The organism is Agromyces sp. H66 (assembly GCF_004959775.1).
In the GTDB taxonomy this organism is placed as follows: domain Bacteria; phylum Actinomycetota; class Actinomycetes; order Actinomycetales; family Microbacteriaceae; genus Agromyces.
The window spans coordinates 302,740-326,938 of record NZ_SJZG01000001.1; the positions used below are offsets into that span (position 1 = coordinate 302,740).

Consider the following 24,199-nt stretch of genomic DNA (forward strand, 5'->3'; position numbering starts at 1 on the left):
TCGACCAGATGACGGCTTCGATGGTCATCGTGCACCTCCAGGGGTCTTGGGCCCATTCTGGCCTGCGCGGCGGCGCGCCCTCTAGTGCTGATCGGCGAGGCGCTCGCTCGGGTACCGAGCGGGCCACCGAGTCGGCCGCCGAGTCAAGCCGCCGAGTCAAGCCGTTGACGGATGCCGCAGTCCCGCCGGACGCTCGTGGGAGAAGCCGCGAGTGAGGAGCATCCGATGAGCGATCCCGATCAGCCGGGCCCCGACCGCCCCGACCGGCAGCAGGGCTCCGGCGAGCCCGACGACACGGGTGTCGGGCTCGCCGCCGAGGCCGAGACGACGCCGCACGCCGAGACGACGCCGCACGCCGAGAAGACGCCGCACGCCGAGAAGACGCCGCACAAGGGGCCCGACGTCAACGACCTCCAAGCCGACAACGCGGTCGAGGAGGAGACGATCGAGTCGGTCGACCCCGACAACGCCCCGGCGTAGGGCCCGGCGAGCGCCTACGCGGCCTGCGCGAGCGAAGCGGCCTCGCGCACCGAGCGAAGGGCGGCGGCCCACGGCACGAGCTGGTCGAGCTGGGCGGCGAGCATGCCCGCGTGATACCCGGCCGGCGTGAACCTCGTGTAGGCCTCGAAGTCGGTCGCCAGCGAGAACGAGACCTGTTGGCGCACGTCGGCGACCTGCAGCTCGCCGAGGATGAGACGGAGGTGCTCCGCTGCTCGCGTGCCGCCGGCGCCGCCGTAGCTCACGAGCCCCGCGGCCTTGTTGTTCCACTCGGCGTAGACGAAGTCGATCGCGTTCTTCAGCGCCCCCGAAGTGGAGTGGTTGTACTCGGGCGTCACGAAGATGTAGCCGTCGAACGAACCGACCTTGGCGGCCCACGCCTTGGTGTGGTCGTTGGCGTACTGCCCGAGGGCCGCCGGCGCCGCCTCGTCGAGATGCGGGAGGGCGAAGTCGGCGAGGTCGACGAGCTCGAACTCTGCGTCGCTGCGTGCCGCGGCGTGTTCGAGCACCCAGCGCGCGACCTGGTCGCCGACCCGGCCGGGGCGGGTGCTGCCGATGATGACGCCGATCCTGACTGCGGACATTGAATTCCTTTCGAGAAGTAGTTGACGTGTCATCATAACCCGGGAAGATGACGTGTCAACAACTTAGGGATATGATCGGATCATGTCCGAGGTGTCCGAGATCGACGCGGCCGAGTGGGCCATGTGGGCCGACTTCGTGCGCGTCCAGCACGAACTCGCCCGCGAGCTCGATCGGCGCCTCCAGCGCGACGCCGGCATCTCGCAGGGCGACTACGGCGTGATGCTCGCGCTGTTCCAGGCGCCCGAGCGCCGGCTTCGCCCGAGCGCGCTCGGCGACGCGATCGGCTGGGAGAAGAGCCGACTCTCGCACCAGCTCACCCGCATGGTCGCCCGCGGCCTCGTCGAACGCGAGGAGTGCGACACCGACGGGCGTGGTTCCTGGGTCGTGCTCACGCGCGAGGGCCGGCGGGCGCTGCTGCGTGCGATGCGCGATCACGCCCGCGACATCCGCTCGCTCTTCCTCGATCTGCTCGAGCCCGATGAGAAGCGGGCCATCGCGGAGGCCTCGACGCGCGTGCTCGCCCGGCTCGTCGCTCCGTCGGAGTCCGGCGCCGACTGACCGCACCCGCGCCGCGCACGTCGCACGGGCCTCGTCGCGCCCGCGCGTGGCCGTCGCGATCGCGCTCGTGTCAGCGCGACGACAGCACGAGCAGGGAGCTCGACGCCGTCGCGACGAGATTGCCCTCGGCGTCGACGACCCCGCCCTCGGCGAAGACCACGCGTCGGCCCTCCTTCACGACGGTTCCCGTGGCGGTGAGGGAGCCGGTGTCGAGCGTGACCGGCCGGAGATAGCTGACCTTGAGCTCGATCGACGTGTAGCCGGTGCCCTGCTCGAGGGTCGTGTGCGTCGCGCATCCGATGACCGTGTCGAGCAGCGTGCAGAGCAGCCCGCCGTGCACGATGCCGAGCGGGTTGTAGTGCTCCTCACCGGGTGCGCAGGTCATCACGACGCGGCCGTGCTCGGCCTCTACCATCTCGAGGCTCATCAGCACGCCCATGGGCGGCCACGGGGCGGTGCCGTCGCGGACCGCGTGCATGTACTCCAGGCCGCTCATGCCCATCACCTGGTCGGCCGTCGCAAGCGGGTCCACCCACTCGAAGGTCTTGCTCCTGCGCGCCGTGACGTCGGTCATGTCACCGCTCCCTCCGGACCGGGGCGGATCGCCCGTTCGTTCGTCCACCCCAGCGTGCTCCCACCGAGGTGTCGCCGTAAAGAGCGGATTCTGCTCTGAGCGGATCGCCCTGTCGACGGCCGCGATGGGCGATTAGCCTCTCGACATGGGCAGCGTCATCGAGTTCACGCGAGGTACCGGATCGCACGCGCCGAAGCCGCTCTGGAGGCACGTGCTCGGCGAGGTGCTGCGCGGCGAGCGGCTCGACCAGGAGCGGATCCTCACCGAGGTCGCCGCGACCGCGGGCGTCTCGCCGCAGTACCTCTCCGAGATCGAGCGCGGACGCAAGGAGCCGTCGAGCGAGATCCTCGGGTCCGTCGCCGATGCGCTCGGGCTGGAACTGTTCGACGTCGTGCGCCGCGTGGGCGACCGGCTCGGTGCCCGACTCGACGAGGAGCGGCGCGAGGCGGAGCGGCGCGAGAGGCTGCTCCTCGAGGCGTCGCTGGCATTCCGGGCCGACGCGCTGCCGGGGCATCCGCCCAGCGCAGTCGCCGACGTGTTCCTGCTCGCGGCCTGACGCACCTCGCGGGTCGGTGCGCCGCTCCGCCAGCCGCCCCGCCGGCCGCGCCTGGCGGGGCGCGTCAGCCCGCGAGCACGCGGTCGGCGAGCCCGTAGTCGACGGCGGCCTGCGCGGGCAGGATGAGGTCGCGGTCGGTGTCGTGACGCAGCTTCGCGACATCCTGGCCGGTGTCGGCCGCGAGCGCCGTCTCCAGGTCGGCCCGCACCCGCAGTACCTCGTCGGCATGCAGGATCAGGTCGGGCACCGTCCCCCGCCCCTGCGACGCGGGCTGGTGCAGCGTCACCTTGCCGTGCGGGAGGATCGCCCGCAGGCCCTTCGCGCCACCCGCGAGGAGCACCGCCGCGGGCCCGCCCGCCTGGCCGACGCACGTCGTCGCGACATCCGGCCGGATGTGCTGCATGGTGTCGTAGACCGCGAGCGCCGCGCCCGGCGAGCCGCCCGGCGAGTTGAGGTAGAGGCTGATCGGCGTCTCGCTCGACTCCGACGCGAGGTGCAGCAGCTGTGCGATGAGCACGTTCGCGACGCCGTCGTCGATCTCGGTGCCGAGGTAGACGATGCGTTCCGACAGCAGGCGGCTGTAGACGTCGAGCGAGCGCTCCGTGTTGCCGCGCTTCTCGATGACGTAGGGGATCGTGTAGGTACTCATGCCGACACCCCCAAGCCGGTCATCACGCCCCGGCCGGGGATCGGCATCAGCTCCTCGACCTCGTGGGCGACGCGGTCGATGAAGCCGTAGTCGACTGCCTGGTCGGCCGTGAACCACCGGTCGCGCAGCGAGTCCTGCGCGATGCGCTCGATCGGCTGGCCGGTGAGCTCGGCGGTGATGCCGAGCACGGTGTCGCGCGTGTAGCGGAGGTCCTCGGCCTGCAGCTCGATGTCGACCGCGGTGCCGCCGATGCCGGCCGACCCCTGGTGCATGAGGATGCGCGCGTGCGGCAGCGCGAACCGCTTTCCCGGGGTGCCCGCCGTGAGCAGGAACTGTCCGGCGCTCGCCGCCCAGCCGACGGCGATGGTCGCGACGTCGTTCGGGATGGCGCGCATCACGTCCATGATGGCGAGCATCGCCGGCACCGAGCCGCCGGGGGAGTTGATCCAGAACCGGATGTCGCGGCGAGGGTCGTCGGCCGACAGGGTGAGCAACTGGGCGATGAGGCGGTTGCCGCCCGCCTGGTCGAGCTCCTCGCCGAGGACGATGATGCGCTCGTGGTAGAGCCGCCGCGTGAGTTCGGCGTCGATCGGCTGGATGGGTGTGGACTGGTCTTCGCTCATGCGTCCAGCGTGCGTCGTGAACGGATGCCGCGGGGCGGGTGCTGCCCACGGCAGTGCTGCCGTGGGCAGTGCTGCCCACGGCAGCGGCGCGGTCGGCGGCAGCGGCGCGGTCGGCGGCGCAAAGGTCGCAGTCGTGCAGGCTTCGGAGCCGCGGAGGTCGCACGACTGCGACTTCGATCGCGCGACCCGGAGCCGCGTCAGCCCGCGCGCGCGACCGCCGGGCCCTCGCTGAACTGGCACGACGTGGCCGTGAGCCGCCCGTCGGGATCGAGCCGCGCGAGCACCGCGCCCGCGATCGCGTAGAGCTGCTCGAGCTGCTCGGGCGTGAGCACGTCGAGCACGCTGGCGCGCACCGTCTCGACATGGCCCGGCGCGGCATCGGCGATGAGCTGCAGACCGGCTTCGGTGATCGTCGCGTTCGTGGCGCGCCGGTCGGTCGGGCACGGGAACCGGCGGATCAGCCCGCGCTCCTCGAGGCGGCGCGCGACGTGCGAGAGGCGGGGGAGCGTGGCGTTGGTGCGAGAGGCGAGTTCGGTCATGCGCATCGTGCGGTCGGGTGCCTCCGCGAGTGCCATGAGCGCGACGTACTCGAAGTGCGTGAGCCCCGCGTCTCGCAGCAGCTGCGCGTCGAGCGCGCCGGGGAGCAATTCGGCGAGCGCGACGAGGCGCACCCAGGCCGCGGATTCCTCGGTGCTCAACCATCTCGTGTCGGCGCTCATGTCGCCAGTCTATCGCATTGGTTGACGCGACAACTGAATTGGGGTTATGGTGTTTGTTGTACCCACAAGTAATCGCGCCGGACGGCGCGGAGAGGACGACATGACCACCGTCAGCATCATCGGAAACGGCAACATGGGCAGCGCCATCGGCGGCGTCGTCGCGGCAGGCGGCAACACCGTCGAGTACGTCACGCGCGACACCGACACCATCACGGGCGACATCGTGGTGCTCGCCGTGCCGCACACCGCGCTCGACGACATCGTCGCCCGGCGCGGCGCCCAGCTCGCGGGCAGGATCGTCGTCGACATCACGAACCCGCTGGACTTCGAGACCTTCGACTCGCTCGTCGTCCCCGCCGACAGCTCGCGGGCCGCCCAGCTCGCCGAGGCCCTGCCCGCGTCGACCGTGCTCAAGGCGTTCAACACGAACTTCGCCGCGACGCTCGCGTCGAAGACCGTCGGCGGCCGGCCGACCACCGTGCTCATCGCGGGTGACGACGCCGACGCCAAGCAGGCGCTCTCCGACGTCGTGCGCGCCGGCGACCTCGACGCCGTCGACGCAGGCAGCCTCAAGCGGGCCCGCGAGCTCGAGGCCATCGGCTTCCTGCAGATCACGCTCGCCGCCGCCGAGAAGATCAACTGGACGGGCGGCCTCGCCGTCGCGGCGTGACGCCTACGCGGTGCCCCTGAGGTACCGCAGCTGCGCTCGAACGGATGCCTCGGCTGCACCTCGCACCGAGGCATCCGTGTCGGCGTACACGAGATCGGTCACCTGCTCGGCCGATGCGTCGGCACCGAGCCGGTCGAGGGCGGCGCGGATCTGGTCGAGCCGCTCGGTGCGATGCGCGAGGTACGCGTCGCAGACCGCCGCGAGATCGGGGAGCACCGGCCCGTGACCCGGCAGCACGGTCACGTCCCCGGTCGCGCCGAGTGCTCGGAGCCGCCCCAGCGAGTTCAGGTACGGCCCGAGCGCACCATCGGGGTCGGCGATGATCGTCGTGCCGCGGCCGAGCACCGTGTCGCCCGTGAGCACCGCGCCGTGCGCGCCGTCGTCGGGGAGCACGAAGCACACCGAGTCGGCCGTGTGGCCGGGGGTCGCGATCACGTGCAGCGCGAGTCCCGCCGCCTCGATGCGTTCGCTGTCGACGAGCGGATCGGCGCCGATGCAGAACGCCGGATCGATCGCGCGCGCCGGGGCATCCGCCATGGCCGCGAACTCCGCGAGCGCCTCGCTGTGGTCGACGTGGTGGTGCGTGAGCAGCACCAGTTCGACGCGGCCCGCATCGGCGAGGCGGCGCAGGTGCGCGGCATCCGACGGCCCTGGATCGACCACGACCACTCCCTGCGAGCCCGGTGCGCGCAGCACGTACGAGTTCGTGCCGTCGAGCGTCATGGGTCCGGGGTTGGGCGCCCGAACGAGCGTCGCGAATCGGGAGACGGCGTCGCCGCCGACGGATGCCTCAGCCATGTCGGCAGTGTAGCCGCGCCGTTTCGCCGCGGGCGCGCCGTACCCGTGCGCGAGTGGCTCGACGCGCCTAGTCTGAGTCCATGGACAGCGACCTTGAATCACTCACCAACGACGAGGTTCCTGGCTCGGCCGCGACCGTCGTGATGCTTCGCGACGGGGAACGCGGCCTCGAAGTGCTCCTCGCCGAGCGACCGCGCGACCGCGGCTCGTTCGCCGGGGCGTGGGTCTTCCCCGGCGGCGCCGTCGACGAGGAGGACGCCGCGGGCGGCCCGGTCGACACCGAGGAGGCCGCGCGCCGCGCGGCCGTACGCGAGACGCGCGAGGAGCTCGGACTCGAGCTCGACGCCGACGAGCTCGTGGCGTTCTCGCGGTGGACACCGCCGCCGACCACCACCCAGAAGCGACTCAGCACCACGTTCTTCGCCGTACGCGTGCCCGACGGCGAGATCCGTCCCGATCCCGACGAGGTGATGGCCGTCGAGTGGATCCGGCCCATCGACGCCATCGATCGCCACAGCGCCGGCTCGATGTCGCTGTGGCCGCCGACGTGGGTGACGCTGCACGGGCTGAAGGACGCGGCATCCGTCGACGAGGCCCTCGCGGAGCTGCGCTCGGGCGACGTCCGCCCGTACGTCTCGCGATTCAGCGACGACGGCACCATGATCCTCTGGCAGGAGGACGACGAGTACGAGGCCGAACGGGAACGGCAGGAGCTCGACCCCGACGTGCCCGACGACGCTCCCGACGCCGAGGGCAACCGCCACCGGCTCATGATGGACCGCCTGCCGTGGGTCTACCTGAACTCCTTCTGAGCCGGGCCCTGATCGCGTGATCGACGTCACGGTCGTGGGGAGCGGGCCCAACGGGCTCGTCGCCGCGGTCGTGGCCGCGCGCGCGGGACTCTCGGTGCGCGTGCTCGAGGGCGCCCCGACGATCGGCGGCGGGGTGCGAACGGCCGAACTCACCCTGCCCGGGTTCCGGCACGACGTGTGCTCGGCGGTGCATCCGGCGGCGCTCGCCTCGCCCGTGTTCCGGCGGCTCGGCCTCCTCGACCGGATCGACTGGATCGTGCCCGAGGTCTCGTACGCGCATCCGCTCGACGGTGGTCGTGCTGGAGTGGCCTGGCGAGACCTCGACCGCACGGTCGACGCCCTGGGTGCCGACGGCCCGGCGTGGCGCCGGCTCATCGGCCCCCTCCTCGCGCGGCGGCGGGGCGTCGTGTCGTTCACGGGGTCGCAGCTGCTGCGCGTGCCGCGCGACCCGATCGCCGCGGTGCGCTTCGGCCTGCGCGCGCTCGAGCAGGGTACGTCGGCGTGGAACCTTCGGTTCGATGGGGATGTCGCGCCCGCGCTCTTCACCGGGGTCGTCGCACATGCCGCCGGCGGCATGCCCTCGCTGCCGTCGGCAGGCGCCGGACTCCTCCTCGCGATGCACGCGCACGGCGCAGGTTGGGGATTCCCCGCCGGTGGATCGCAAGCCATCGCCGACGCGCTCGCCGACGAATTGCGCGCGCTGGGCGGGGAGATCGTGACGGATGCCCCGGTGTCGCGCCTCTCGGAGGTGTCCGATTCCCGGGCTGTCCTGCTCGACACCGCACCCGACCTGCTGTTCACGGCCGACCTGCCGGCGCGGTACGCCCGGGCGCTGCGCCGCTACCGATACGGGTCCGGCGTCGCGAAGGTCGACTTCGCGCTCGATGGGCCGGTGCCCTGGGCGAATCCCGACGTGCGACTCGCGCCGACCGTGCACGTCGGCGGATCGCGGGCCGAGATGGCGGCGGCCGAGAACGCCGTGCGGCGTGGCTACCAACCCGGAGCGGACGGCGCGCCGGCGCGGCATCCGTACGTGCTCGTGACGCAGCCGAGCGTCGCCGACCCGACCCGGGCGCCGGCGGGCAAGCACGTGCTGTGGGCGTACACGCACGTGCCGGCGGGCTCGACGCTCGATGCCACCGAGCTGATCACGGCGGAGATCGAGCGGTTCGCGCCCGGGTTCCGGGACACGATCCTCGCGTCGGCGTCGAGCACGGCGACCCAGATCGCCGAGCACAACCCCAACTACGTCGGCGGTGACATCTACGCCGGTGAACTGACGATGGCGCAGCTCGTGAAACGGCCCGTGGTGTCGCCCGCGCCGTGGCGCACGCCGGTGCCCGGCGTCTACCTCTGCTCGAGCGCGACCCCGCCCGGGCCGGCCGTGCACGGCATGAACGGCTGGTGGGCGGCGCGCCTCGCGCTGCGCGAGCGGTTCGGGATCGGCTTCCCGGGGTAGGCCGCGGACGCGCCTCCTCAAACTGCGGGGTTCGCGGTAGCGTGAGGGCGTGGACTGGCTCGACTGGTTCGACGCGCATGACTACGAGATCGCCCGCCAGGTGCTGCAGCGAGGGGTCGCGGCGCTCGCGTTCGTCGCGTTCCTCTCCACGCTGAACCAGTTCCGTCCCCTCCTCGGCGAGCACGGACTGCTGCCGGTGCCCGAGCTCCTCCGGATCGCGTCGAGACTCCGAGGCCCGAGCCTGTTCCGCTGGGGCTACACCGACCGCCGCCTCGTCGCGGTCGCCGTCACCGGGCTCGTGCTCGCGGCATCCGTCGTCGTGGGACTCCCGCAGCTGGGGCCGCCATGGGTGCCCATGCTCGTGTTCGGTGCGCTCTGGATCCTCTACCTCTCGATCGTGAACGTCGGCCAGACGTTCTACGGCTTCGGTTGGGAGATGCTCCTCTGCGAGGCGCTGTTCATCATGGCGTTCCTCGGCTCGAACGACCAGCCGCCGTCGATCCTGATCCTCGTCGCGGTGTGGTGGCTCGTCTTCCGGCTCGAGTTCGGAGCCGGCATGATCAAGATCCGCGGCGGCAGCGAATGGCGCGACCTCACGGCGCTCATGTACCACCACGAGACGCAGCCGATGCCCGGCCCACTGAGCCGACAGGCGCACCTGCTGCCGACGTGGTTCCACAAGGGCGAGGTGCTCGGCAACCACTTCGCGCAGCTCGTCGTGCCGTTCCTCCTCTTCGTGCCCGGGCCGATCGGCTCCGCCGCGGCCGCGGTCATCGTGCTCACCCAGCTCTGGCTCATCGTGACCGGCAACTTCGCGTGGCTGAACTGGATCACGGTGGTGCTCGGGGCATCCGCCATCTCGGACTCGGTGTGGCACTGGCTGATCCCTGCGATCCCGACCGACCTGGGCACGGATGCCGCGACCACGCCGCTGTGGTGGTTCATCATCGTCGCCGCGGTGACCGTGCTGCTCCTCGTGCTCAGCGTGAGACCCGTGCAGAACCTGCTCTCGCGGCGGCAACTGATGAACGCGAGCTTCAACCGCTGGATGCTCGTGAACGCCTACGGCGCGTTCGGCACCGTGACGAAGCGGCGCATCGAGTTCATCGTCGAGGGCACGCTCGCCGACGCGCCCGATGAGGACTCGGAGTGGCGCGAATACCACTTCAAGGGCAAGCCCGGCGACGTGCGCGCCATCCCGCGGCAGTGGGCGCCGTACCACCTGCGGCTCGACTGGCTCATGTGGTTCCTGCCGCTCGGGCGCATGTGGGAGCCCTGGTTCGAGATGTTCCTCGCGCGCCTGCTCGAAGCGGATGCCCCGACGCTGCGCCTGCTCGCGGTCGATCCGTTCGACGGGGCGCCGCCGCGGTGGGTGCGGGCGCGCGCCTACCACTACCGGTTCTCGACGCGGGCGGAGTTCCGCGAGACGGGCGACCGGTGGGTGCGCACGTTCGAGCGCGAGGTCATCGGGCCCGCTGGGCTGCGCTGAGCGGGGCTCGGGAACCGTTCTCCGTTTCGACCCCGAGTGGTCGTCGGTCGCACGCCGAGTGTTCACCCGCGCTGGCCAGCGTGACATCCGGGAGCGCCCTGCCGCGACGGCGGGGCTCGGACGACAGCAGGAGGGTCACCGGCATGCGCTGGAGGAACGAACGAGGCGGCGGCGGCGAGCCGGTCGCCGGGATGCTCGCGGTGGCGGTCACCGCGGTGCTCGGACTGGGGTTGGCGGTCGCGCCCGTGCAGACGGCCTCCGCGGCATCCCTCGCCGGTCCGCTGCCGGCGACGAAGCCGACGCCCGCCGAGCTCGTGCCGCCGCTCGTCGTCCCGGCCGACGGCAGCTGGCTCGAGGGCACGACGACCATCGCGGCGACTCCCGTGGTGGCCGACGATGACGTCACATCGCTCACGCTCGACGGCGCGGAGCTCGACGCGACGCCGACCGTCGGCGTCTCGCACCTGCGCTTCGACGTGGGCACGAACTCCATCGAGCAGCGCTACGGCAACCACGTGCTCGTCAACGGCGAGCACCGCATCGACCTCGGCGACCTGGTGAACGAGCGCGTCGATCTCGAGGTGCCGAACGAGGTGCTCGTGCAGGGCGAGAACACCATCACCTTCGTCACCGGCACCATCAACACGTCCTGCGGAGTGAACCACGACGACTTCGTGGTCTCGAACGTCGGCCTCGAACTGCTCGGCGAGGTCGCCGACGGCGAGGAGAACGAGTACAGCTTCAACCTCGGCGACGGCAACTGCGGTTCGAACAGTTCGAAGCTCCTCGACGCCGAGCTGTCGTTCTTCGTCCTCGGCGATCCGCAGCGCACGACCGGGCTCTCGACCGACCTCGACACGACGACGGTAGCCAACGGCTCGCACACGATCGTGGCCACCACCGCGTCGGGCGCGACCGCCACCCGCACGGTCACCGTGAAGAACGCCCCGGTCGGGGCACCGTACGTCACGCCGGCCGACGGCACCATCGCCACGGGCGTGCAGCCGGTCTTCGCCACCCAGCGGGTCGACGCCGACGGTGGCGTCGCCTCGCTCTCCGTCGACGGCGCGGACGCCGGCGCGGCTCCCGTGCTCGGGGCGGGCGATGCGGTGCTGAGCTTCAACGTCGCGTCGAACTCCATCGAGGCGAGGTACCACAGCTACGTGGTCGTGAACGGCATGGAGCTCGACCTCGGCGGCGACCATGCGAACCGGCGCGTCGACGTGGTGTTCCCGAACGAGTGGCTGCGCCCCGGTTCGAACACCATCGACTTCGTCACCGGCACCTTCCAGACCTCGTGCGGCGCCAACCGCGACGACTACGTCGTCTCGGCGTTCGCGCTCACGCCGGCCGCCGGCACCGCCGTCGGCGTGGGCCTCGCCGGCTCCTACCGCATGGGCGACGGCAACTGCGGCAGCAACGCCACCCTGCTGCGCGAGGCGAGGCTGGAGTTCACGGTCGAGGCACCCGCACAGGGCCTGCGAGCCGATGTCGACACCACCGTGCTCGCCGACGGCGAGCACGAGATCGCCGCCGCCTCGACCACGGGCGAGGTCGCCACGCGCCTGCTCATCACCGACAACTCGGGCCCGGCCGTGGCCTCGAGCGTGCCGGCGGCGGGCGCGGTCATCACGCAGGCCGTGCCGCTCGACCTGCAGTTGGAGGATGCCTCGGGCATCCTCTCGGGCCCCGAGATCACCCTCGACGGGCAGACCGTCGCGCCGGGCGACCTCGTCGGCCCGGGTCTTGGCGCGGGTGAGCACACGATCGCCGTGACGGCCGTCGACGGCCTCGGCAACGGTGCGACCCGCGAGATCGTGTTCACGTCGGCGGGCATCCCCGACGTGCCCGCCGAGCTCGCACCGGCATCCGGCTCGACGGATGTCACCGACCCGGCCCTGCTCGCGGCGAGGGTCGCAGAGCCCGACGGTGGCGACGTGACGGCGACGTTCTCGCAGGCCGAGATCCTCACGCCCAACCAGGTCTGGCAGGGCACGTCGCAGGGCATCCCCACCACCCTGCGCGTGGAGGGTGAGCAGGTCGTGGCCGGTGCGCCGGCGCTTCTGCCAGGTGACGGCATCACGCTCGACACCGACGCGTCCCGTGACGTCGCGTTCCAGCGCTTCGACGTGATGGTCAAGGGCCACGTGCAGGCACCCGTGCTCCGCTGGGCGGGCACGATCGACCCCGACCGCGTCGCCACCCTTCGTGCCTGGAACCTCGAGACCTCCACGTGGGACGCGCTCGCCAGCAGCCGCGGTGCGGCCGAAGGACCGACCGAGCTCACGGCCGAGGTGGACGACCGCTATCTCGACCAGCAGCAGGTGCACGTCATGGTGACCGGCGAGGATCCCTTCGCCGACGACCTGCAGGCGGAGGCCGGCGACGGGTTCGCCGACCCAGCCGAGTACGACTTCTCCATCGCGCACTTCACCGACACCCAGTACCTCTCGGAAGGTGCCGTCGAACAGGAGACGCCCGAGGAGCGTGCGATCTGGGAGTCGGCGTACGCCGGCGTCACCGAGTGGATCGCGGCGAACGCCGAGTCCCGCAGGATCGCCTACGTCGCGCACACGGGCGACCTCATCGAGAACAACATCCGGACGCCCGCCAGCGACGCGATGCAGGAGCAGGTCGTCGGCGAGTTCGAGGTGTCCTCCGACGCGCACGCGACCCTCGACGACGCCGGCGTGCCGAACGGCGTGATCGCGGGCAACCACGACAACCGGTCGGGCACCGAGAACGGACCGGAGGCGATCTACAACCGCTACTTCGGACCCGACCGCTACCGGGCGGCCGCGGGAGCGTGGCAGCAGGCGGAGTACGGCGGCTCGTGGCGGGAGGGCGACAATCAGAACCACTACGACCTGTTCTCGGCAGGCGGGCTGGACTTCGTCGTGGTCGGCCTCTCGTACGGTGTGACGCGCGAGGAGGCCGAGTGGGCCGACGGCGTGTTCAAGCAGTTCTCCGACCGCAACGGCATCCTGCTCTCGCACGACTACCTCGCGCCGAGCACGCAGCCCGACGGCCGGAACGCGCGGTTCACCGCACCCGACGGGGCGATGCTCTACGACCGGGTGGTCGCCGACAACCCCAACGTGTTCCTGATCCTCGCGGGCCACGAGCACGGCGTGGGCACCAACGTGAAGCCGAACGTCGGTGAGATCGACCACGGCGTGGTCGAGCTCCTCGCGGACTACCAGTTCTACACGGTGTCGGCCGACCGCCTCGGCCTGACGGAGATCGGCGGGTACGCGCCCGATGCCCAGCTGCGGTTCGGTGCGAGCTTCTTCCGGATGCTGCAGATCGACGTCGAACGGTCGATCATGCACGTCGACACGTACTCGCCGCTCCTCGACGAGTTCGGGGCGACCGAGTACGACGACCGGCACCGCTACGACGGCAGCGAGGACGACCTGGTGCTGCCGATCGACCTCACCAGCCGCATGACGAGCTTCAGCACCGACGCCGTGGCGCTCTACGTGCCGACCGCCGTCATCGGCGAGGCGACCGTCGCGTCGGGCGAGGTCGCCTCCGTCGAGTGGACGAAGCTGAAGGCCGGCACCGCGTATGCCTGGATCGTCACAGCCCGGTCGGTCGGCGGCGGCACGAGCACGTCGGAGCCGTCGGTCCTCATTACGAGGGATGCCGCGGGCCGGCCCGGCACGCCGGACGCGGGTTCCGAGCTCCTGCCGTTCTTCGGGCAGGACGCGGCCGGCACCCGGTGATCGTCGCGAGACCCCGCCGCCGCGGTCCGGTGCTCCGGGCCGCGGCGGCGTTCGCCGTCGTGCTGGGTTCGCTGCTGCTGCCTGCCGCGCCGGCGTGGGGACACGACTCCACCTCCGACGCCTACGCCACCGTCGAACGCGACGACACTCGCGTCACGGTCGAGCTCGAGCTGGAGTACGACCTGCTGATGAAGTCGGCGTGGCTCTACGCCGAGGCGTACGAGGCGACCGATCGGGTCGAGCAGCTGCGCCAGCTCGCCCTGAACGCCGAGGCCGTCGACACCTACGTCGGCGACCGGTTCGCGCTCGACGCGGAGGGGGAGCGATGCACTCCGCACCGGGTCGGAGCCTGGGACATCCGCGATCGCAACGATCGGGCCTTCGCCCTGGTGCACTACGCCTTCGACTGCCGGGGGCTCGAGTCGGGTGCCCTCTCGGTGTCGAGCGCGCTCTTCCCCGACGCCGAGGGGTTCGTGCACAGCACCGAGACCATCGTGCAGTGGGATCTCGACGGCGGCGTGCAGGGCAGCGCGGTGCTCGTCGCCGCGGCGCCGACGGTCGTGCTCGACGACCACGGGCTCGCGTTCGGCGAGTTCTTACTGCTGGGGGCCGAGCATCTGCTCCTCGGCCTCGACCACGTACTCTTCCTCGTTGCGATCCTCCTCGGCGCGCGCACCCTGCGCGGCATCGTGATCACGGCGACGACCTTCACGGTCGCGCACAGTGTCACGTTCCTCCTCGCCGGCATGGGCCTCGTGCACCTTCCGGCAGCGATCGTCGAACCGGTCATCGCGCTGTCGATCGTCGCCGCGGCCGCCGCCGCGCTCTCGCGCCGCGAACCGTCGGCGCGCTGGCGCCTGCCCGTCGTCTTCGCCTTCGGGCTGCTGCACGGTCTCGGTTTCGCCGGCGCGCTCGGCATCGACGGGGAATGGTCGTGGGGTCTGCTGTGGTCGCTCCTCGCCTTCAACCTCGGCATCGAGGTCGTGCAGCTCGCCCTCATCGCCGTGGCGTTCCCGCTGCTGGTGCTGCTCCGGCGTACGGCGGGCGGACGTCCCGCGACGCTCGTGGCGGGAGCCGCCGTGGGCGCGGCCGGGCTGTTCTGGTTCGTCGAGCGCTTGATCGCGGGCGCGGGCTGAGGGGCCGCCTTGTCGCGGCGCGGAAGGTTCGTCAGCCGGCGACGTTGCCGTCGGCGGTGGCGCCGTCTGCGGTCGAATCACCGGGGGTGGCGTCGCCGAGCGGGCGATGCTCGATGTCGTCCACGTGGCTCCGCGGCATCGCGAGGGCGCCGATGACCGTCGCCGCCGCCGCGATCAGGACGCCCGTGAACACAGCGGTGGACGCCGCCTGGATCGCCGCCGGCGAGTGCTCGCCGAGTCCCGACCCGGCGATCACGCCGTTCGCCACGGCGCCGAAGATCGCGACGCCGACCGCGCTGCCCATGGAGCGGAGGAACATGTTGGCCCCCGTCACGACGCCCCGCTCGGTCCACGGCACCGACGACTGCGCCGCGATCAGCGCGGGCGACGCGACGAGGCCGAGACCGAGGCCCACGACGAAGCACGCGAGGGCGGTCGTCCACGGATTCGGTGCCGCCGTCGCGGCGACGAGCCCGGCAGCCCCGAGCACGAGGACGACGAGTCCGATGAGCGCCGTCGCGCGGAAGCCGATGCGAAGGTACAGGCGGCCCGACTGCGAGGCGGACAGCGGCCACCCCAGCGTGAGCGCGGCGACCGCGAGGCCGGAGACGAGCGGCGTCGCACCGGCCGTGACCTCGAGGAACGTCGGCACGTACGACGTGAGGCCGATGAGGACCGCACCGATGCCGAACGACATGAGCGAGGTGGTGAGGATGAGGCGCCGCGAGAAGATGCCGAGCGGCAGCACGGGTTCCGCCGCACGCCGCTCGATCAGCACGAACGCGACGAACAGTGCGGCGGCGAGGCCGAACGAGCCGAGGCTCTGCCACGACAGCCAGGCCCACCCCTGGCCGCCCTCGAGCACCGCGAGGATCAGGAGGCTGAGCCCCACCGTGAGCACGAGAGCACCCGCGACGTCGATGCGGTGGCGCCGGCGTTCCACGGTCTCGTGGTAGTTCCTGACGAGCATCCACACGGCGACGGCGCCGAGCGGGAGGTTCACGAAGAAGATCCACCGCCAGCTGAGGAACTCCGCGAACAGGCCTCCGAGCGAGGGTCCGATGACGGATGACGCGGCCCAGACGCTCGCGATGTAGCCCTGCACGCGCGCCCGCTCGCGTATCGAGTAGAGGTCGCCCGTGATGGTGACCGCGAGGGGGAGCACGGCGCCCGCGCCGAGCCCCTGGACCGCCCGGAACACGATGAGCGAGGTCATGTCCCACGCCAGGCCGCCGAGGACCGACCCGAGGAGGAAGAACCCGATCCCGGTGAGGATGATGGGCTTGCGACCCACGGTGTCGGCGAGCTTCGAGTACACGGGCACCGAGACGGCCTGGGCGAGCAGGAAGATCGAGAAGAGCCACGGGAACTGGGCGAAGCCGCCGATGTCGGCCACGATGGTGGGCACCGCCGTCGCCAGGATGGTCGCCTCGATGGCGACGAGCCCCGTCGAGAGCATGAGGGCGATGAGGATCGGCCCGCGCTCGGAACGGAAGCCCACCGCGGCGGCGTCGGACATGCTGCTCCTCGGATCCGGGCGTGAACTGACGGCCCCCACCCATCATGGGGCACGGCGCGGATCACCGAGACATGGCCGGTGGAGGCATCCGGGAGCCGATCTGTCAAGGCCCTTGGTGCGATGCGGTGCGTGGATAGCCTTGAGGTACACATGGGATGAGTCTCAGGCTTGCGCCACGCGCTCGAGACGTACGGAAAGCAGGGAGCAGACCATGACCGACCCACATGTGGCGGCAAGCCCGCCCGGGCATCCGCCGCGGCTCCGCTACGAGTTCCGTGAGCACCTCGGGTCGGGCGGCATGGCCGACGTATACCTCGCGCGTGACACCGAACTCGGTCGCGATGTCGCCATCAAGGTGTTTCGCGACGACACCGGCACGGTCGCAGACCTCACCCGCCGCGAGCGAGAGATCAACCTGCTCAGCGGGATGAGTCACCCCGGCCTCGTCGGCGTCCACGATGCCGGCACGCTCCTGCACGACGGCACCCCGCGCCGCTACGTCGTCATGGAACTCGTCGAGGGCCGGTCGCTGGCGCACCGGCTCGCCAGCGGTCCGCTGACCGAACGGCAGGCCGCCGACCTCGGTGCGCAGATGGCCGATGCGCTGAGCTACGTACACGGTCGAGCGGTCGTGCATCGCGACGTGAAGCCCGAGAACATCCTCCTTGCCGAGACACCCGCGCTCGGCTACACGTTCGTCGCGAAGCTCGCCGACTTCGGTGTCGCGCAATTCGTCGACGGCGCCCGGATGACGAGCGACGGTGCCATCATGGGCACCGCGGCCTACATCTCGCCCGAGCAGGCGCGAGGCGAGGAGGTCGGACCGCCGAGCGACGTCTACTCGCTCGGCCTCGTGCTGCTCGAGGGCCTGCGCGGGGAACGAGAATACACGGGCTCGGCGATCGAGGCCGCCCTCGCCCGCCTGCACCGACCGCCCGCCATCCCCGAGGAGCTCTCCGAGGAGTGGCGCGCCCTGCTGGCCGCGATGACGCACGACGATCCCGCGCAGCGCCCCACGGCGCACGATGTCGCGGCCACCCTTCGCGACGTGATCCGCTCCATGATCCATGAGGGGCGCGGCAAGCGCGGCCGCGGGTGCTCGCGCGGACGTACCGCGCCGCGCGCCCGCGAGAACGGGGCCGGCGTTCGCGCGGCGGCCGCGGTGAGCTCGGTCGTCGGCGCGAGCGTCGTCGCCACCGTCGCGGTCGTGACGGTGCTCACCGGTGGAGGATTCTGAACCGCGTCGGTGCCCGAGCCGGGCTCGGCGCGGCGCGCGCGTCGGTCGTCGTGAGCGCGTAGCGTCACTCGCATGTGGACATGGAGACGACGTGTCGCGCCCCTCGACGGGCCTCCGGCGACCGAGGTCACGGGAAACGCCGAGTCACGCGGGCCGGAGATCCGGATCCGCGCGTTCCGGATCGGATTCGTCGGTGCGCTCGGCGTGCTCGTCGCGCTGCTGCTCGGCGGCATCGTCGGGCAACTCGGCACCGTCATCCTGTACGTGGCGCTGGCGCTCTTCCTCGCGCTCGGACTCGACCCGGTGGTGAGCTGGCTGCAGCGTCGTGACCTGCCGCGCTGGCTCGCCATCCTGCTCGTCGTCGTAGTCGTCATCGGCCTGTTCGTCGGTCTCGTCGCCACGCTCGTGCCGATCGTGATCGAGCAGACGAAGATCCTCATCGAGGACTGGGACGCCATCGTCGAAGGCGTCAGGGACAGCGACCTGGTCGGCTGGTTGAACTCGCTCGTGGGTGGCGACGCCATCCAGCAGGCGATCACCGCGGGCGGCGACTGGCTCGCCGATCCCGACAACCTCGGCAGCCTCACGGGCGGGCTGCTCGCCGTGGGCGCCGGCATCCTCGGCGGCTTCACCGGCGCAACGATCGTGCTGATCCTCATGCTCTATTTCCTCGCGTCGCTCGCTTCGATGAAGCGATACGCGGCGCGCTTCGTGCCGGCGAGCTCGCGGCCCGGCTTCCGCTCGGTCTCCGAGGAGATCACGGGTTCCGTCGGGCGCTACGTCATCGGGCAGCTGAGCCTCGGCGGGCTGAACGGCGTGCTCAGCCTCATCTACCTGTCGATCATCGGCGCGCCGGCCCCGATCCTGCTCGCGTTCATCGCGTTCCTCGCCTCGCTCGTGCCGCTCGTGGGCACGCTCACGGGCGCGATCATCATCACCCTCGTGTGCCTCGCCGCGTCGCCCGCGACCGCCCTCGCCGCGGCGATCTACTACCTCGTCTACATGCAGGTCGAGGCCTATGTGCTGAGCCCTCGCATCATGAGCCGCGCCGTCGCCGTGCCGGGAGCGCTCGTGGTGATCGCCGCGATCGCCGGCGGAACGCTCGGCGGAGTGCTCGGCGCGCTCGTCGCGATTCCCGTTGCGGCGTCGCTCATCATCATCGTGGAGAAGGTGGTGTTCCCCCGCCAGGACGTGCTGTGAGTCGAGGTTCGAGGCGCGCGGCGGATTCCAGCATCACGCCGACGACAGTTCCTTCGAACAGGAGGCGGCACCGCGGCACCGCGGCACTCCGGCACTTCGGCACTCCGGCCCTCCGGTACCGCGGCACTTCGGCACCGCGGCACTTCGGCACCTAGGTACCGCGGCACTTCGGCACTTCGGGACTTCGGGACTTCGGCACCGCGGCACCGCGGCACTTCGGTACCGCGGCACTTCGGCACCTAGGTACCGCGGCACTTCGGCACCGCGGCACTTCGGCACCGCGGCACTTCGGCACCTAGGTACCGCGGCACTTCGGGACTTCCGGACTTCGGCAGTTCGGGACTTCGGGACTTCGGGACTTCGGGACTTCGGGACTTCGGCACCACCCTGTCGGAGGGAACAGTGCCTCCGACGCGGACCGCGCGCCGCCCGGCACGCCGAACATGGCACGCTGTCAGGTCCGAAGGATCGAGCCGCCCGCGCGAACCCGGGACACCGCGTCCACGGTCGCCGCGAGGATGAGGACGCCGCCCGTGACCACGAGGTTGACGCCCGCAGGGAGGTTGAGCAGCCCGAGGCCGTTCGTGATCACGGCGATCACGAGGGCGCCGATCGCCGCGTGCAGGAGGCGGCCTCGTCCACCGAAGAGGCTCACGCCGCCGACGACCGCGGCCGCGACGCCCGAGAGCACGATCTCGCGACCCGCCGCCGCGTCGACCGCGCCGACCTTGCTGATCGAGAACAGGCCCGAGACGACCGCGAGCGACGAGCAGACGATGAACGCACTCCACCGCACCAGCATCACCTTGACGCCCGAGCGGCGTGCCGCCTCGGCGTTGCCGCCGATCGCGTAGAGGTACCGGCCGAACTTGGTCCGGTCGAGCACGAACGTGCCGATCCAGAGGATCACGAGCACGATCGGGACGACGATCGGCACGCCCTCGACGGCGCCGACCGACTGGCCGCGGTTGCGGCTCAGGATGGCGACGACGGCGCCGCCGATGACCGCGATGACGCCGAGCTTGATCCAGACGAGCGCGATCGTGCGGTTCGGCACGCCGGCGCGCCTGCGTCGTGACCGGTCCCAGAAGGAGGTCGCGGCCGAGACGGCGAGGATGACGCCGAGCATCACCCAACCCGCCCAGACCGGCATGTTCGAGTTCTGGATGGCCCTGATCTCGGGGATCTGCACCCGGTAGAGCCCGCCGGCGCCGATGATCATGAGGGTCAGGCCCTGGTACCCGAGGAACAGGCCGAGGGTCACGACGAACGACGGGATGCCGACTCTCGCGACGAAGAAGCCGATGAACGTGCCGGTGAGGATGCCGGCGGCGAAGGCGATGACCAGCGCGAGCATCCAGTTCACGGCGTGCACGTTGACGAGCACGATGAACAGCGCCATCGTCATGCCGCTCGTCACGCCGGCCGAGAGGTCGATCTCGCCGAGGAGCAGCACGAACACGAGCGCCATGCCGAGCATGACGAGCGTGGCAGCCTGGGTGAGGAGGTTGGCGAAGTTCCGCTCGGTGAGGAAGAACGGACTGAGGAAGCTGAACAGGATGGTCAGCACCACGAAACCGCCGACCGCCGGCAGGGCGCCCATGTCGCCGCTTCGCAGGCGTTGCAGGTACGCGCGGACCTGATCGGCGATCGTGCCCTCCTGGCCGCTGCCGATGAGGTCCGACGCGACGTCGGTGACCGAGGTGTCGGGCGCGACCGTGCCCGGGGCCGGTGTCTGCGAGGTCATGCGGTGGCTCCCTGCTGCACCTTCGTGCCCGTGATGTAGCCGACGACGTCGTCGCGGGAGGTCTCGGCCGCCTCGAGCGAGGCGACCATCTGCCCGAGGTAGAGCACGCTGATGTGATCGGCGACCGCGAAGACGTCGGCGAGGTTGTGGCTGATGATGATGACCGCGACGCCCTGTTCGGCGAGGCGCTTCACGAGGTGCAGCACCTGCTCGGTCTGCGCGACGCCCAGCGCGGCGGTCGGCTCGTCGAGGATGACGACGCGGGCCTTCTTCAGCACCGCGCGGGCGATCGCGACCGTCTGCCGCTGACCGCCCGAGAGGCTGGCGACCTTCTGCCGCACCGACTTCACGGTGCGCACCGAGAGCGAACGGAGGGTGTCGGATGCCTCGCGCTCCATACGTCCCTCGTCGAACGTGCCGAACTCGGTCTCCTCTCGGCCGAGGAACATGTTCTGCACGATGTCGAGGTTGTCGCAGAGGGCGAGGTCCTGGTACACGACCTCGATGCCGAGGCGCGCGGCATCGCGCGGCGTGTGCAGCTCGACCTCCTGGCCGTCGAAACGCACCGAGCCCGCGTCGTAGGGCTGCACGCCCGCGAGGCCCTTGATGAGGGTCGACTTGCCGGCCCCGTTGTCGCCGACCAGTGCGGTGACCTTGCCGGGGTATGCCCTGAGGTCCACCCCCTTGAGCACGCTCACGGGGCCGAAGCTCTTGACGACCCCCTGCAGTTCGATGATCGGCGCGCCCGCGTTCAGGCTCGCATCCATGCCGGTTCCTTTCGACGACGCTGTCTCGGCTCTCAGTGTGGCACCCGGCGGCCGAGGCCGGGAGGTGGGATCGGGGCCCCGGGGCGGCGCGTCGCGCGCCCCGGGGCCCCTTCGATCGTGCGACTACTCGATGCCGTACTCAGCGCACTTGGCCTGCACCTCGCCCTGGCAGAGCTCGGCGGGGTCGGCGTCGCCGGCCTCGACGACCTGCACGACCTCCTCGGGACCGACGAGGATCGGCGTGACCGCGATGTACGGCGTGCCGTCTTCGAGCTCCTGGTCGGCCGTGGGGGTCTCGCCCTCGAGGAGCGCGACGGCGAGCTCGACCGCGGCATCCGCCTCGAGCTTGATCGGCTTGTAGACCGTGGCGGTCTGCTTGCCGAGCAGCACGTTCTGCAGGCCCGCGATCGACGCGTCCTGGCCGGAGACCGGCACGGTCAGGCCGTTCTTGTCGAGGATCGTGATGACGCCGGCCGCGTTCGTGTCGTTGGCCACCCAGACCGCGTCGACCTGGCCGCCGAGCGACGTGAGCGCCTGTTCGAAGTTCGTCGCGGACTTCTCGCCATCCCACACGCCAGGGGGCTCGGCGGCCGGCGAGATTCCGGCGGCCTCCATGACCTCGACGGCACCGTCGTGGAACATCTTCGCGTTGCCATCGGCCGGGTCGCCGCCCATGTAGACGACCGTCGCGGTGGCGGGGTCCTTGCCCGCGGCCTCGAGGCCCTCGACGACCGATTGGCCCTCGAGGCGCCCGACCTCGAGGTTGTCGAACGAGACGTAGTAGTCGGCGCCCTCGATGGGGCGGTCGTAGGCGATCACGGGGATGCCCTCGGCCTTCGCCTTCTCGGCGACCGCGGCACCCGCACCGTTGTAGTCGACGAGCAGCATCACGCCGCAGCCCTTGCTGAGCTGCTGGTCGGCGATCGTGGCGTACTTGTTCGTGTCGCCCTGGGCATTCTGGATGTCCGTCTCGAACCCCGCGGCTTCGAGGCCGTCTTCGAGGTACGGACGGTCGTTGTTCTCCCAACGCGGCGATGACGCGGCGTCGGGAAGGATGACGCAGGCGCGCGTCGCTGCCGCGTCGCCCCCGCCGTCTCCGTCTCCGGCGCCGCCCGAACAACCTGCCAGCAGCAGCGCGGATACTCCCGCGAGTGCGACGGCAGAGACCAATGAAGCTGACTTCATTGCGCTCTCCTTCTGTGACGTGAGGTCGACCCCTCGTGGTGCCGTCGTCGTCCTCGGCGGCGGCACAGGCCATGATGCCGCAATTGTGGACGGGCCGAACAAATCGGTTGATAACACTTGGGTAACCTCACCGACCGGTCGGTCGGCGGATACCCGAAGTCCGGCAGGCTGCCCGGGGAGCGCTCTCACGATGACCCCCGAAAGGGGGCGATTTCCGACGTCGAGACCGACCCGGGATCCTCAGAACCAGATGCTGAGGTGGGGCGTGCGTTCGGCCGCGAACATGCGGTCGGCGAGCGTGAGCGAGCCCGCCGGGGCCGTGATCCGCGTGGCGCGCGCGAGCACCGACGGTCGAACGCCGCCGAGGTAGATCGCGCCGAGCTCCTGCACGCCGAGCTTCAGGGCATGCCGCGCCGGTGCCGCCGTGTCGGCGAGGCGTTCCACCTCGGCCCGGCCGCGTTCGCCGACGACGAGCCGGAATCGGCCGTTCGCGTACTGCAGCGGGTCGTCGATCTCGAGGTCGAGCGTTCCCGCGATTCCGTACCGGCGGGCGGTGAGCGCTTCGACGGGATCGAGGATGCGCACCCACAGGTGGTCGACGACGTCGGTCAGCGTGACGGCTCGCGGATCCTCGAGGAGCCAGGGCAACGGCTCGTCGACCGAACGCAGCCGGCCGCGGACCCCCGTGACGAAGTCCTGTTCGACGAGGAAGCGCCAGAGCGCCCGTTCGGCGTCGTCGGTCGCGGCGACGAGGAAGTCGAACTCGACGAAGCCGGGCTCGTTCGGCTCGCGCGTGATGTGGTAGGTGACGAAGCCCTGGGCCTGGCCGTGCTCGTCGTCGTAGCGCACGGCACGCAGGCGCCTGGCGGCGTCTCCGTCGGGGTCGACGAGGCCGAGTGCCCGATCGAGGAGGCCCGGCCACCGGTCGACCTCGCCGGGCGTGCGTGCGACGGCGCGGCGGGTGATCGCGGCCGCGGTGTCGCGGAGGGCGGTGGGCTCGACGAAGTGCACGCGGCCCGGAGCATCCGGCCCGATCCAGTGCGTGCGTCGACGATCGACCGTGACCGTCGCGGCCTTCGCCGCCGGGGCGTAGCCGTAACGCCCGTAGATCGTGGCCTCGGTGACGGTGAGCATGGCGACGGCGGCGCCGGCGTTGCGGGCGTTGGCGAGCTCGCCCTCCATGAGCGCCCGGGCGATACCCCGCCGGCGGTGCGTCGCCGCGACCGTGACAGCGCTCACGGCCCAGGCGTCGACGCTGCGCCCGCCCGGCACGCTCAGGCCCGTCGGCCAGCCGTCGACCGTGGCGACGGGCACGGCCGGGTCGGCGGCCTGCGGATCGTAGACGCCGTGCACGCGGCGCTCGGTGGCCACCGCGAGCGCGAAGTCACGATCGAGGTCGCGCAGCCGAGCGTGGTGGAAGCCGCGATGCTCGGCATCGATCCAGGCGCGCATCGCGTCGTGGTCGTCGGGATCGAGCAGTCGGTATTCGAGTCCGCGGCGGGCAAGCGCCGCCGAAGCGGCGGGGTCGACCGGGATGCTGCGCGGATCGAACGACATCGAACCAGCGTAGCGAGCGAGCCTGAGTGGAGCGCCGGTGGACTCCATCACGTCAGGCGCTCAGCCGCACTCGCGGGCTCCCGCCGCCGCGTCTCGCTCGAACGGCGGCGCGCCCGCTAGCCTGTGAGCAGTG

The 24,199-nt window shown here is 71.1% G+C and carries 22 protein-coding genes; 11 read left to right on the forward strand and 11 right to left on the reverse strand.

The genetic code is table 11. The features are described from left to right. Window positions 1-225: 225 nt before the first annotated feature. The gene (locus EZM51_RS01515) at window positions 226-480 is read left to right on the forward strand and encodes a hypothetical protein (protein ID WP_136706360.1); all 255 of its coding nucleotides are present in this window, start codon (window positions 226-228) and stop codon (window positions 478-480) included. 14 nt (window positions 481-494) lie between these two features. Here the strand turns inward: EZM51_RS01515 and EZM51_RS01520 are convergent, their stop codons facing one another. Continuing rightward, window positions 495-1,082 carry an NAD(P)H-dependent oxidoreductase gene (locus tag EZM51_RS01520; RefSeq protein ID WP_136706362.1) on the reverse strand — a complete coding sequence of 196 codons (588 nt, stop codon included), beginning with the start codon at window positions 1,080-1,082 and terminating at the stop codon, window positions 495-497. An 82-nt stretch (window positions 1,083-1,164) separates the two neighbouring features. On the opposite strand from EZM51_RS01520, the gene EZM51_RS01525 reads away from it, so the two are divergent. Further along, window positions 1,165-1,641, forward strand: a complete 477-nt coding sequence (locus EZM51_RS01525; RefSeq protein WP_136706364.1) for a MarR family transcriptional regulator — start codon at window positions 1,165-1,167, stop codon at window positions 1,639-1,641. 70 nt (window positions 1,642-1,711) lie between these two features. Here EZM51_RS01525 and EZM51_RS01530 read toward each other — a convergent pair whose 3' ends face one another. Further along, window positions 1,712-2,215 carry a PaaI family thioesterase gene (locus tag EZM51_RS01530; RefSeq protein ID WP_136706366.1) on the reverse strand — a complete coding sequence of 168 codons (504 nt, stop codon included), beginning with the start codon at window positions 2,213-2,215 and terminating at the stop codon, window positions 1,712-1,714. Between the two features lie 145 nt (window positions 2,216-2,360). On the opposite strand from EZM51_RS01530, the gene EZM51_RS01535 reads away from it, so the two are divergent. Next, window positions 2,361-2,771 (forward strand): helix-turn-helix transcriptional regulator, encoded by a 411-nt coding sequence (locus EZM51_RS01535; RefSeq protein WP_136706368.1) that lies wholly within the window; start codon window positions 2,361-2,363, stop codon window positions 2,769-2,771. A gap of 64 nt (window positions 2,772-2,835) precedes the next feature. On the opposite strand, the gene EZM51_RS01540 is transcribed toward EZM51_RS01535, so the two are convergent. From EZM51_RS01540 to EZM51_RS01555, 3 genes are all read right to left on the reverse strand, one after another. Continuing rightward, window positions 2,836-3,420, reverse strand: coding sequence for an ATP-dependent Clp protease proteolytic subunit (locus EZM51_RS01540; protein WP_136706370.1), 585 nt, complete (start codon window positions 3,418-3,420; stop codon window positions 2,836-2,838). Continuing rightward, on the reverse strand, window positions 3,417-4,043 hold the full coding sequence (locus EZM51_RS01545; RefSeq protein ID WP_136706372.1) for an ATP-dependent Clp protease proteolytic subunit: 627 nt from the start codon (window positions 4,041-4,043) through the stop codon (window positions 3,417-3,419). The genes EZM51_RS01540 and EZM51_RS01545 overlap by 4 nt, the downstream gene beginning before the upstream one ends. Before the next feature lie 197 nt (window positions 4,044-4,240). Beyond that, complete coding sequence (locus tag EZM51_RS01555; RefSeq protein ID WP_136706375.1) at window positions 4,241-4,762, reverse strand: MarR family transcriptional regulator; 522 nt, start codon at window positions 4,760-4,762, stop codon at window positions 4,241-4,243. Between the two features lie 100 nt (window positions 4,763-4,862). Between EZM51_RS01555 and EZM51_RS01560 the strand changes: the two genes are divergently transcribed. Then, window positions 4,863-5,432: an NAD(P)-binding domain-containing protein gene (locus EZM51_RS01560; protein ID WP_136706377.1), complete on the forward strand. Its 570-nt coding sequence runs from the start codon at window positions 4,863-4,865 to the stop codon at window positions 5,430-5,432. 3 nt (window positions 5,433-5,435) lie between these two features. Here EZM51_RS01560 and EZM51_RS01565 read toward each other — a convergent pair whose 3' ends face one another. After that, entirely contained in the window at window positions 5,436-6,230 is a 795-nt protein-coding gene (locus tag EZM51_RS01565) for an MBL fold metallo-hydrolase (RefSeq protein ID WP_136706379.1), read from the reverse strand. A gap of 80 nt (window positions 6,231-6,310) precedes the next feature. Between EZM51_RS01565 and EZM51_RS01570 the strand changes: the two genes are divergently transcribed. The 5 genes from EZM51_RS01570 to EZM51_RS01590 all read left to right on the forward strand — a co-directional run bounded on the left by EZM51_RS01570 (window position 6,311) and on the right by EZM51_RS01590 (window position 14,854). After that, on the forward strand, window positions 6,311-7,042 hold the full coding sequence (locus tag EZM51_RS01570; RefSeq protein WP_136706381.1) for an NUDIX domain-containing protein: 732 nt from the start codon (window positions 6,311-6,313) through the stop codon (window positions 7,040-7,042). A 16-nt stretch (window positions 7,043-7,058) separates the two neighbouring features. Next, complete coding sequence (locus tag EZM51_RS01575; RefSeq protein WP_136706383.1) at window positions 7,059-8,501, forward strand: NAD(P)/FAD-dependent oxidoreductase; 1,443 nt, start codon at window positions 7,059-7,061, stop codon at window positions 8,499-8,501. Between the two features lie 49 nt (window positions 8,502-8,550). Beyond that, window positions 8,551-9,990: a lipase maturation factor family protein gene (locus EZM51_RS01580; protein WP_136706385.1), complete on the forward strand. Its 1,440-nt coding sequence runs from the start codon at window positions 8,551-8,553 to the stop codon at window positions 9,988-9,990. A gap of 143 nt (window positions 9,991-10,133) precedes the next feature. Beyond that, window positions 10,134-13,718: a metallophosphoesterase gene (locus EZM51_RS01585; RefSeq protein WP_136706386.1), complete on the forward strand. Its 3,585-nt coding sequence runs from the start codon at window positions 10,134-10,136 to the stop codon at window positions 13,716-13,718. Further along, the gene (locus tag EZM51_RS01590) at window positions 13,715-14,854 is read left to right on the forward strand and encodes a HupE/UreJ family protein (RefSeq protein ID WP_248305407.1); all 1,140 of its coding nucleotides are present in this window, start codon (window positions 13,715-13,717) and stop codon (window positions 14,852-14,854) included. The genes EZM51_RS01585 and EZM51_RS01590 overlap by 4 nt, the downstream gene beginning before the upstream one ends. 31 nt (window positions 14,855-14,885) lie before the next feature. Here the strand turns inward: EZM51_RS01590 and EZM51_RS01595 are convergent, their stop codons facing one another. After that, on the reverse strand, window positions 14,886-16,373 hold the full coding sequence (locus EZM51_RS01595; RefSeq protein ID WP_136706388.1) for an MDR family MFS transporter: 1,488 nt from the start codon (window positions 16,371-16,373) through the stop codon (window positions 14,886-14,888). A gap of 211 nt (window positions 16,374-16,584) precedes the next feature. Here EZM51_RS01595 and EZM51_RS01600 point away from each other — a divergent pair, with 211 nt between their 5' ends. Beyond that, window positions 16,585-17,610: a serine/threonine-protein kinase gene (locus EZM51_RS01600; protein ID WP_169053745.1), complete on the forward strand. Its 1,026-nt coding sequence runs from the start codon at window positions 16,585-16,587 to the stop codon at window positions 17,608-17,610. Between the two features lie 72 nt (window positions 17,611-17,682). Next, a complete protein-coding gene (locus tag EZM51_RS01605; protein WP_211195783.1) occupies window positions 17,683-18,810 on the forward strand; it encodes an AI-2E family transporter in 1,128 nt (375 codons plus the stop codon). A 454-nt stretch (window positions 18,811-19,264) separates the two neighbouring features. Here EZM51_RS01605 and EZM51_RS01620 read toward each other — a convergent pair whose 3' ends face one another. From EZM51_RS01620 to EZM51_RS01635, 4 genes are all read right to left on the reverse strand, one after another. Beyond that, window positions 19,265-20,557 (reverse strand): ABC transporter permease, encoded by a 1,293-nt coding sequence (locus EZM51_RS01620; protein WP_136706393.1) that lies wholly within the window; start codon window positions 20,555-20,557, stop codon window positions 19,265-19,267. Continuing rightward, the gene (locus tag EZM51_RS01625) at window positions 20,554-21,324 is read right to left on the reverse strand and encodes an ATP-binding cassette domain-containing protein (RefSeq protein ID WP_136706395.1); all 771 of its coding nucleotides are present in this window, start codon (window positions 21,322-21,324) and stop codon (window positions 20,554-20,556) included. Before EZM51_RS01625 ends, EZM51_RS01620 begins: the two co-directional genes overlap by 4 nt. Before the next feature lie 123 nt (window positions 21,325-21,447). Then, a complete protein-coding gene (locus tag EZM51_RS01630) occupies window positions 21,448-22,509 on the reverse strand; it encodes a substrate-binding domain-containing protein (protein ID WP_136706397.1) in 1,062 nt (353 codons plus the stop codon). Window positions 22,510-22,749: 240 nt separating this feature from the next. After that, window positions 22,750-24,066, reverse strand: coding sequence for a GNAT family N-acetyltransferase (locus tag EZM51_RS01635; protein ID WP_169053746.1), 1,317 nt, complete (start codon window positions 24,064-24,066; stop codon window positions 22,750-22,752). Between the last annotated feature and the right edge of the window lie 133 nt (window positions 24,067-24,199).

What these genes read in the sequence shown, in the direction of transcription:
- EZM51_RS01625 (WP_136706395.1), bottom strand. Translation starts at nt 21,324, where the DNA reads ATGGATGCGAGCCTGAACGCGGGCGCGCCGATCATCGAACTGCAGGGG.
- EZM51_RS01565 (WP_136706379.1), bottom strand. Translation starts at nt 6,230, where the DNA reads ATGGCTGAGGCATCCGTCGGCGGCGACGCCGTCTCCCGATTCGCGACG.
- EZM51_RS01620 (WP_136706393.1), bottom strand. Translation starts at nt 20,557, where the DNA reads ATGACCTCGCAGACACCGGCCCCGGGCACGGTCGCGCCCGACACCTCG.
- EZM51_RS01520 (WP_136706362.1), bottom strand. Translation starts at nt 1,082, where the DNA reads ATGTCCGCAGTCAGGATCGGCGTCATCATCGGCAGCACCCGCCCCGGC.
- EZM51_RS01530 (WP_136706366.1), bottom strand. Translation starts at nt 2,215, where the DNA reads ATGACCGACGTCACGGCGCGCAGGAGCAAGACCTTCGAGTGGGTGGAC.
- EZM51_RS01560 (WP_136706377.1), top strand. Translation starts at nt 4,863, where the DNA reads ATGACCACCGTCAGCATCATCGGAAACGGCAACATGGGCAGCGCCATC.
- EZM51_RS01635 (WP_169053746.1), bottom strand. Translation starts at nt 24,066, where the DNA reads ATGTCGTTCGATCCGCGCAGCATCCCGGTCGACCCCGCCGCTTCGGCG.
- EZM51_RS01600 (WP_169053745.1), top strand. Translation starts at nt 16,585, where the DNA reads ATGACCGACCCACATGTGGCGGCAAGCCCGCCCGGGCATCCGCCGCGG.
- EZM51_RS01535 (WP_136706368.1), top strand. Translation starts at nt 2,361, where the DNA reads ATGGGCAGCGTCATCGAGTTCACGCGAGGTACCGGATCGCACGCGCCG.
- EZM51_RS01545 (WP_136706372.1), bottom strand. Translation starts at nt 4,043, where the DNA reads ATGAGCGAAGACCAGTCCACACCCATCCAGCCGATCGACGCCGAACTC.
- EZM51_RS01555 (WP_136706375.1), bottom strand. Translation starts at nt 4,762, where the DNA reads ATGAGCGCCGACACGAGATGGTTGAGCACCGAGGAATCCGCGGCCTGG.
- EZM51_RS01585 (WP_136706386.1), top strand. Translation starts at nt 10,134, where the DNA reads ATGCGCTGGAGGAACGAACGAGGCGGCGGCGGCGAGCCGGTCGCCGGG.
- EZM51_RS01525 (WP_136706364.1), top strand. Translation starts at nt 1,165, where the DNA reads ATGTCCGAGGTGTCCGAGATCGACGCGGCCGAGTGGGCCATGTGGGCC.
- EZM51_RS01605 (WP_211195783.1), top strand. Translation starts at nt 17,683, where the DNA reads ATGTGGACATGGAGACGACGTGTCGCGCCCCTCGACGGGCCTCCGGCG.
- EZM51_RS01515 (WP_136706360.1), top strand. Translation starts at nt 226, where the DNA reads ATGAGCGATCCCGATCAGCCGGGCCCCGACCGCCCCGACCGGCAGCAG.
- EZM51_RS01540 (WP_136706370.1), bottom strand. Translation starts at nt 3,420, where the DNA reads ATGAGTACCTACACGATCCCCTACGTCATCGAGAAGCGCGGCAACACG.
- EZM51_RS01630 (WP_136706397.1), bottom strand. Translation starts at nt 22,509, where the DNA reads ATGAAGTCAGCTTCATTGGTCTCTGCCGTCGCACTCGCGGGAGTATCC.
- EZM51_RS01595 (WP_136706388.1), bottom strand. Translation starts at nt 16,373, where the DNA reads ATGTCCGACGCCGCCGCGGTGGGCTTCCGTTCCGAGCGCGGGCCGATC.
- EZM51_RS01570 (WP_136706381.1), top strand. Translation starts at nt 6,311, where the DNA reads ATGGACAGCGACCTTGAATCACTCACCAACGACGAGGTTCCTGGCTCG.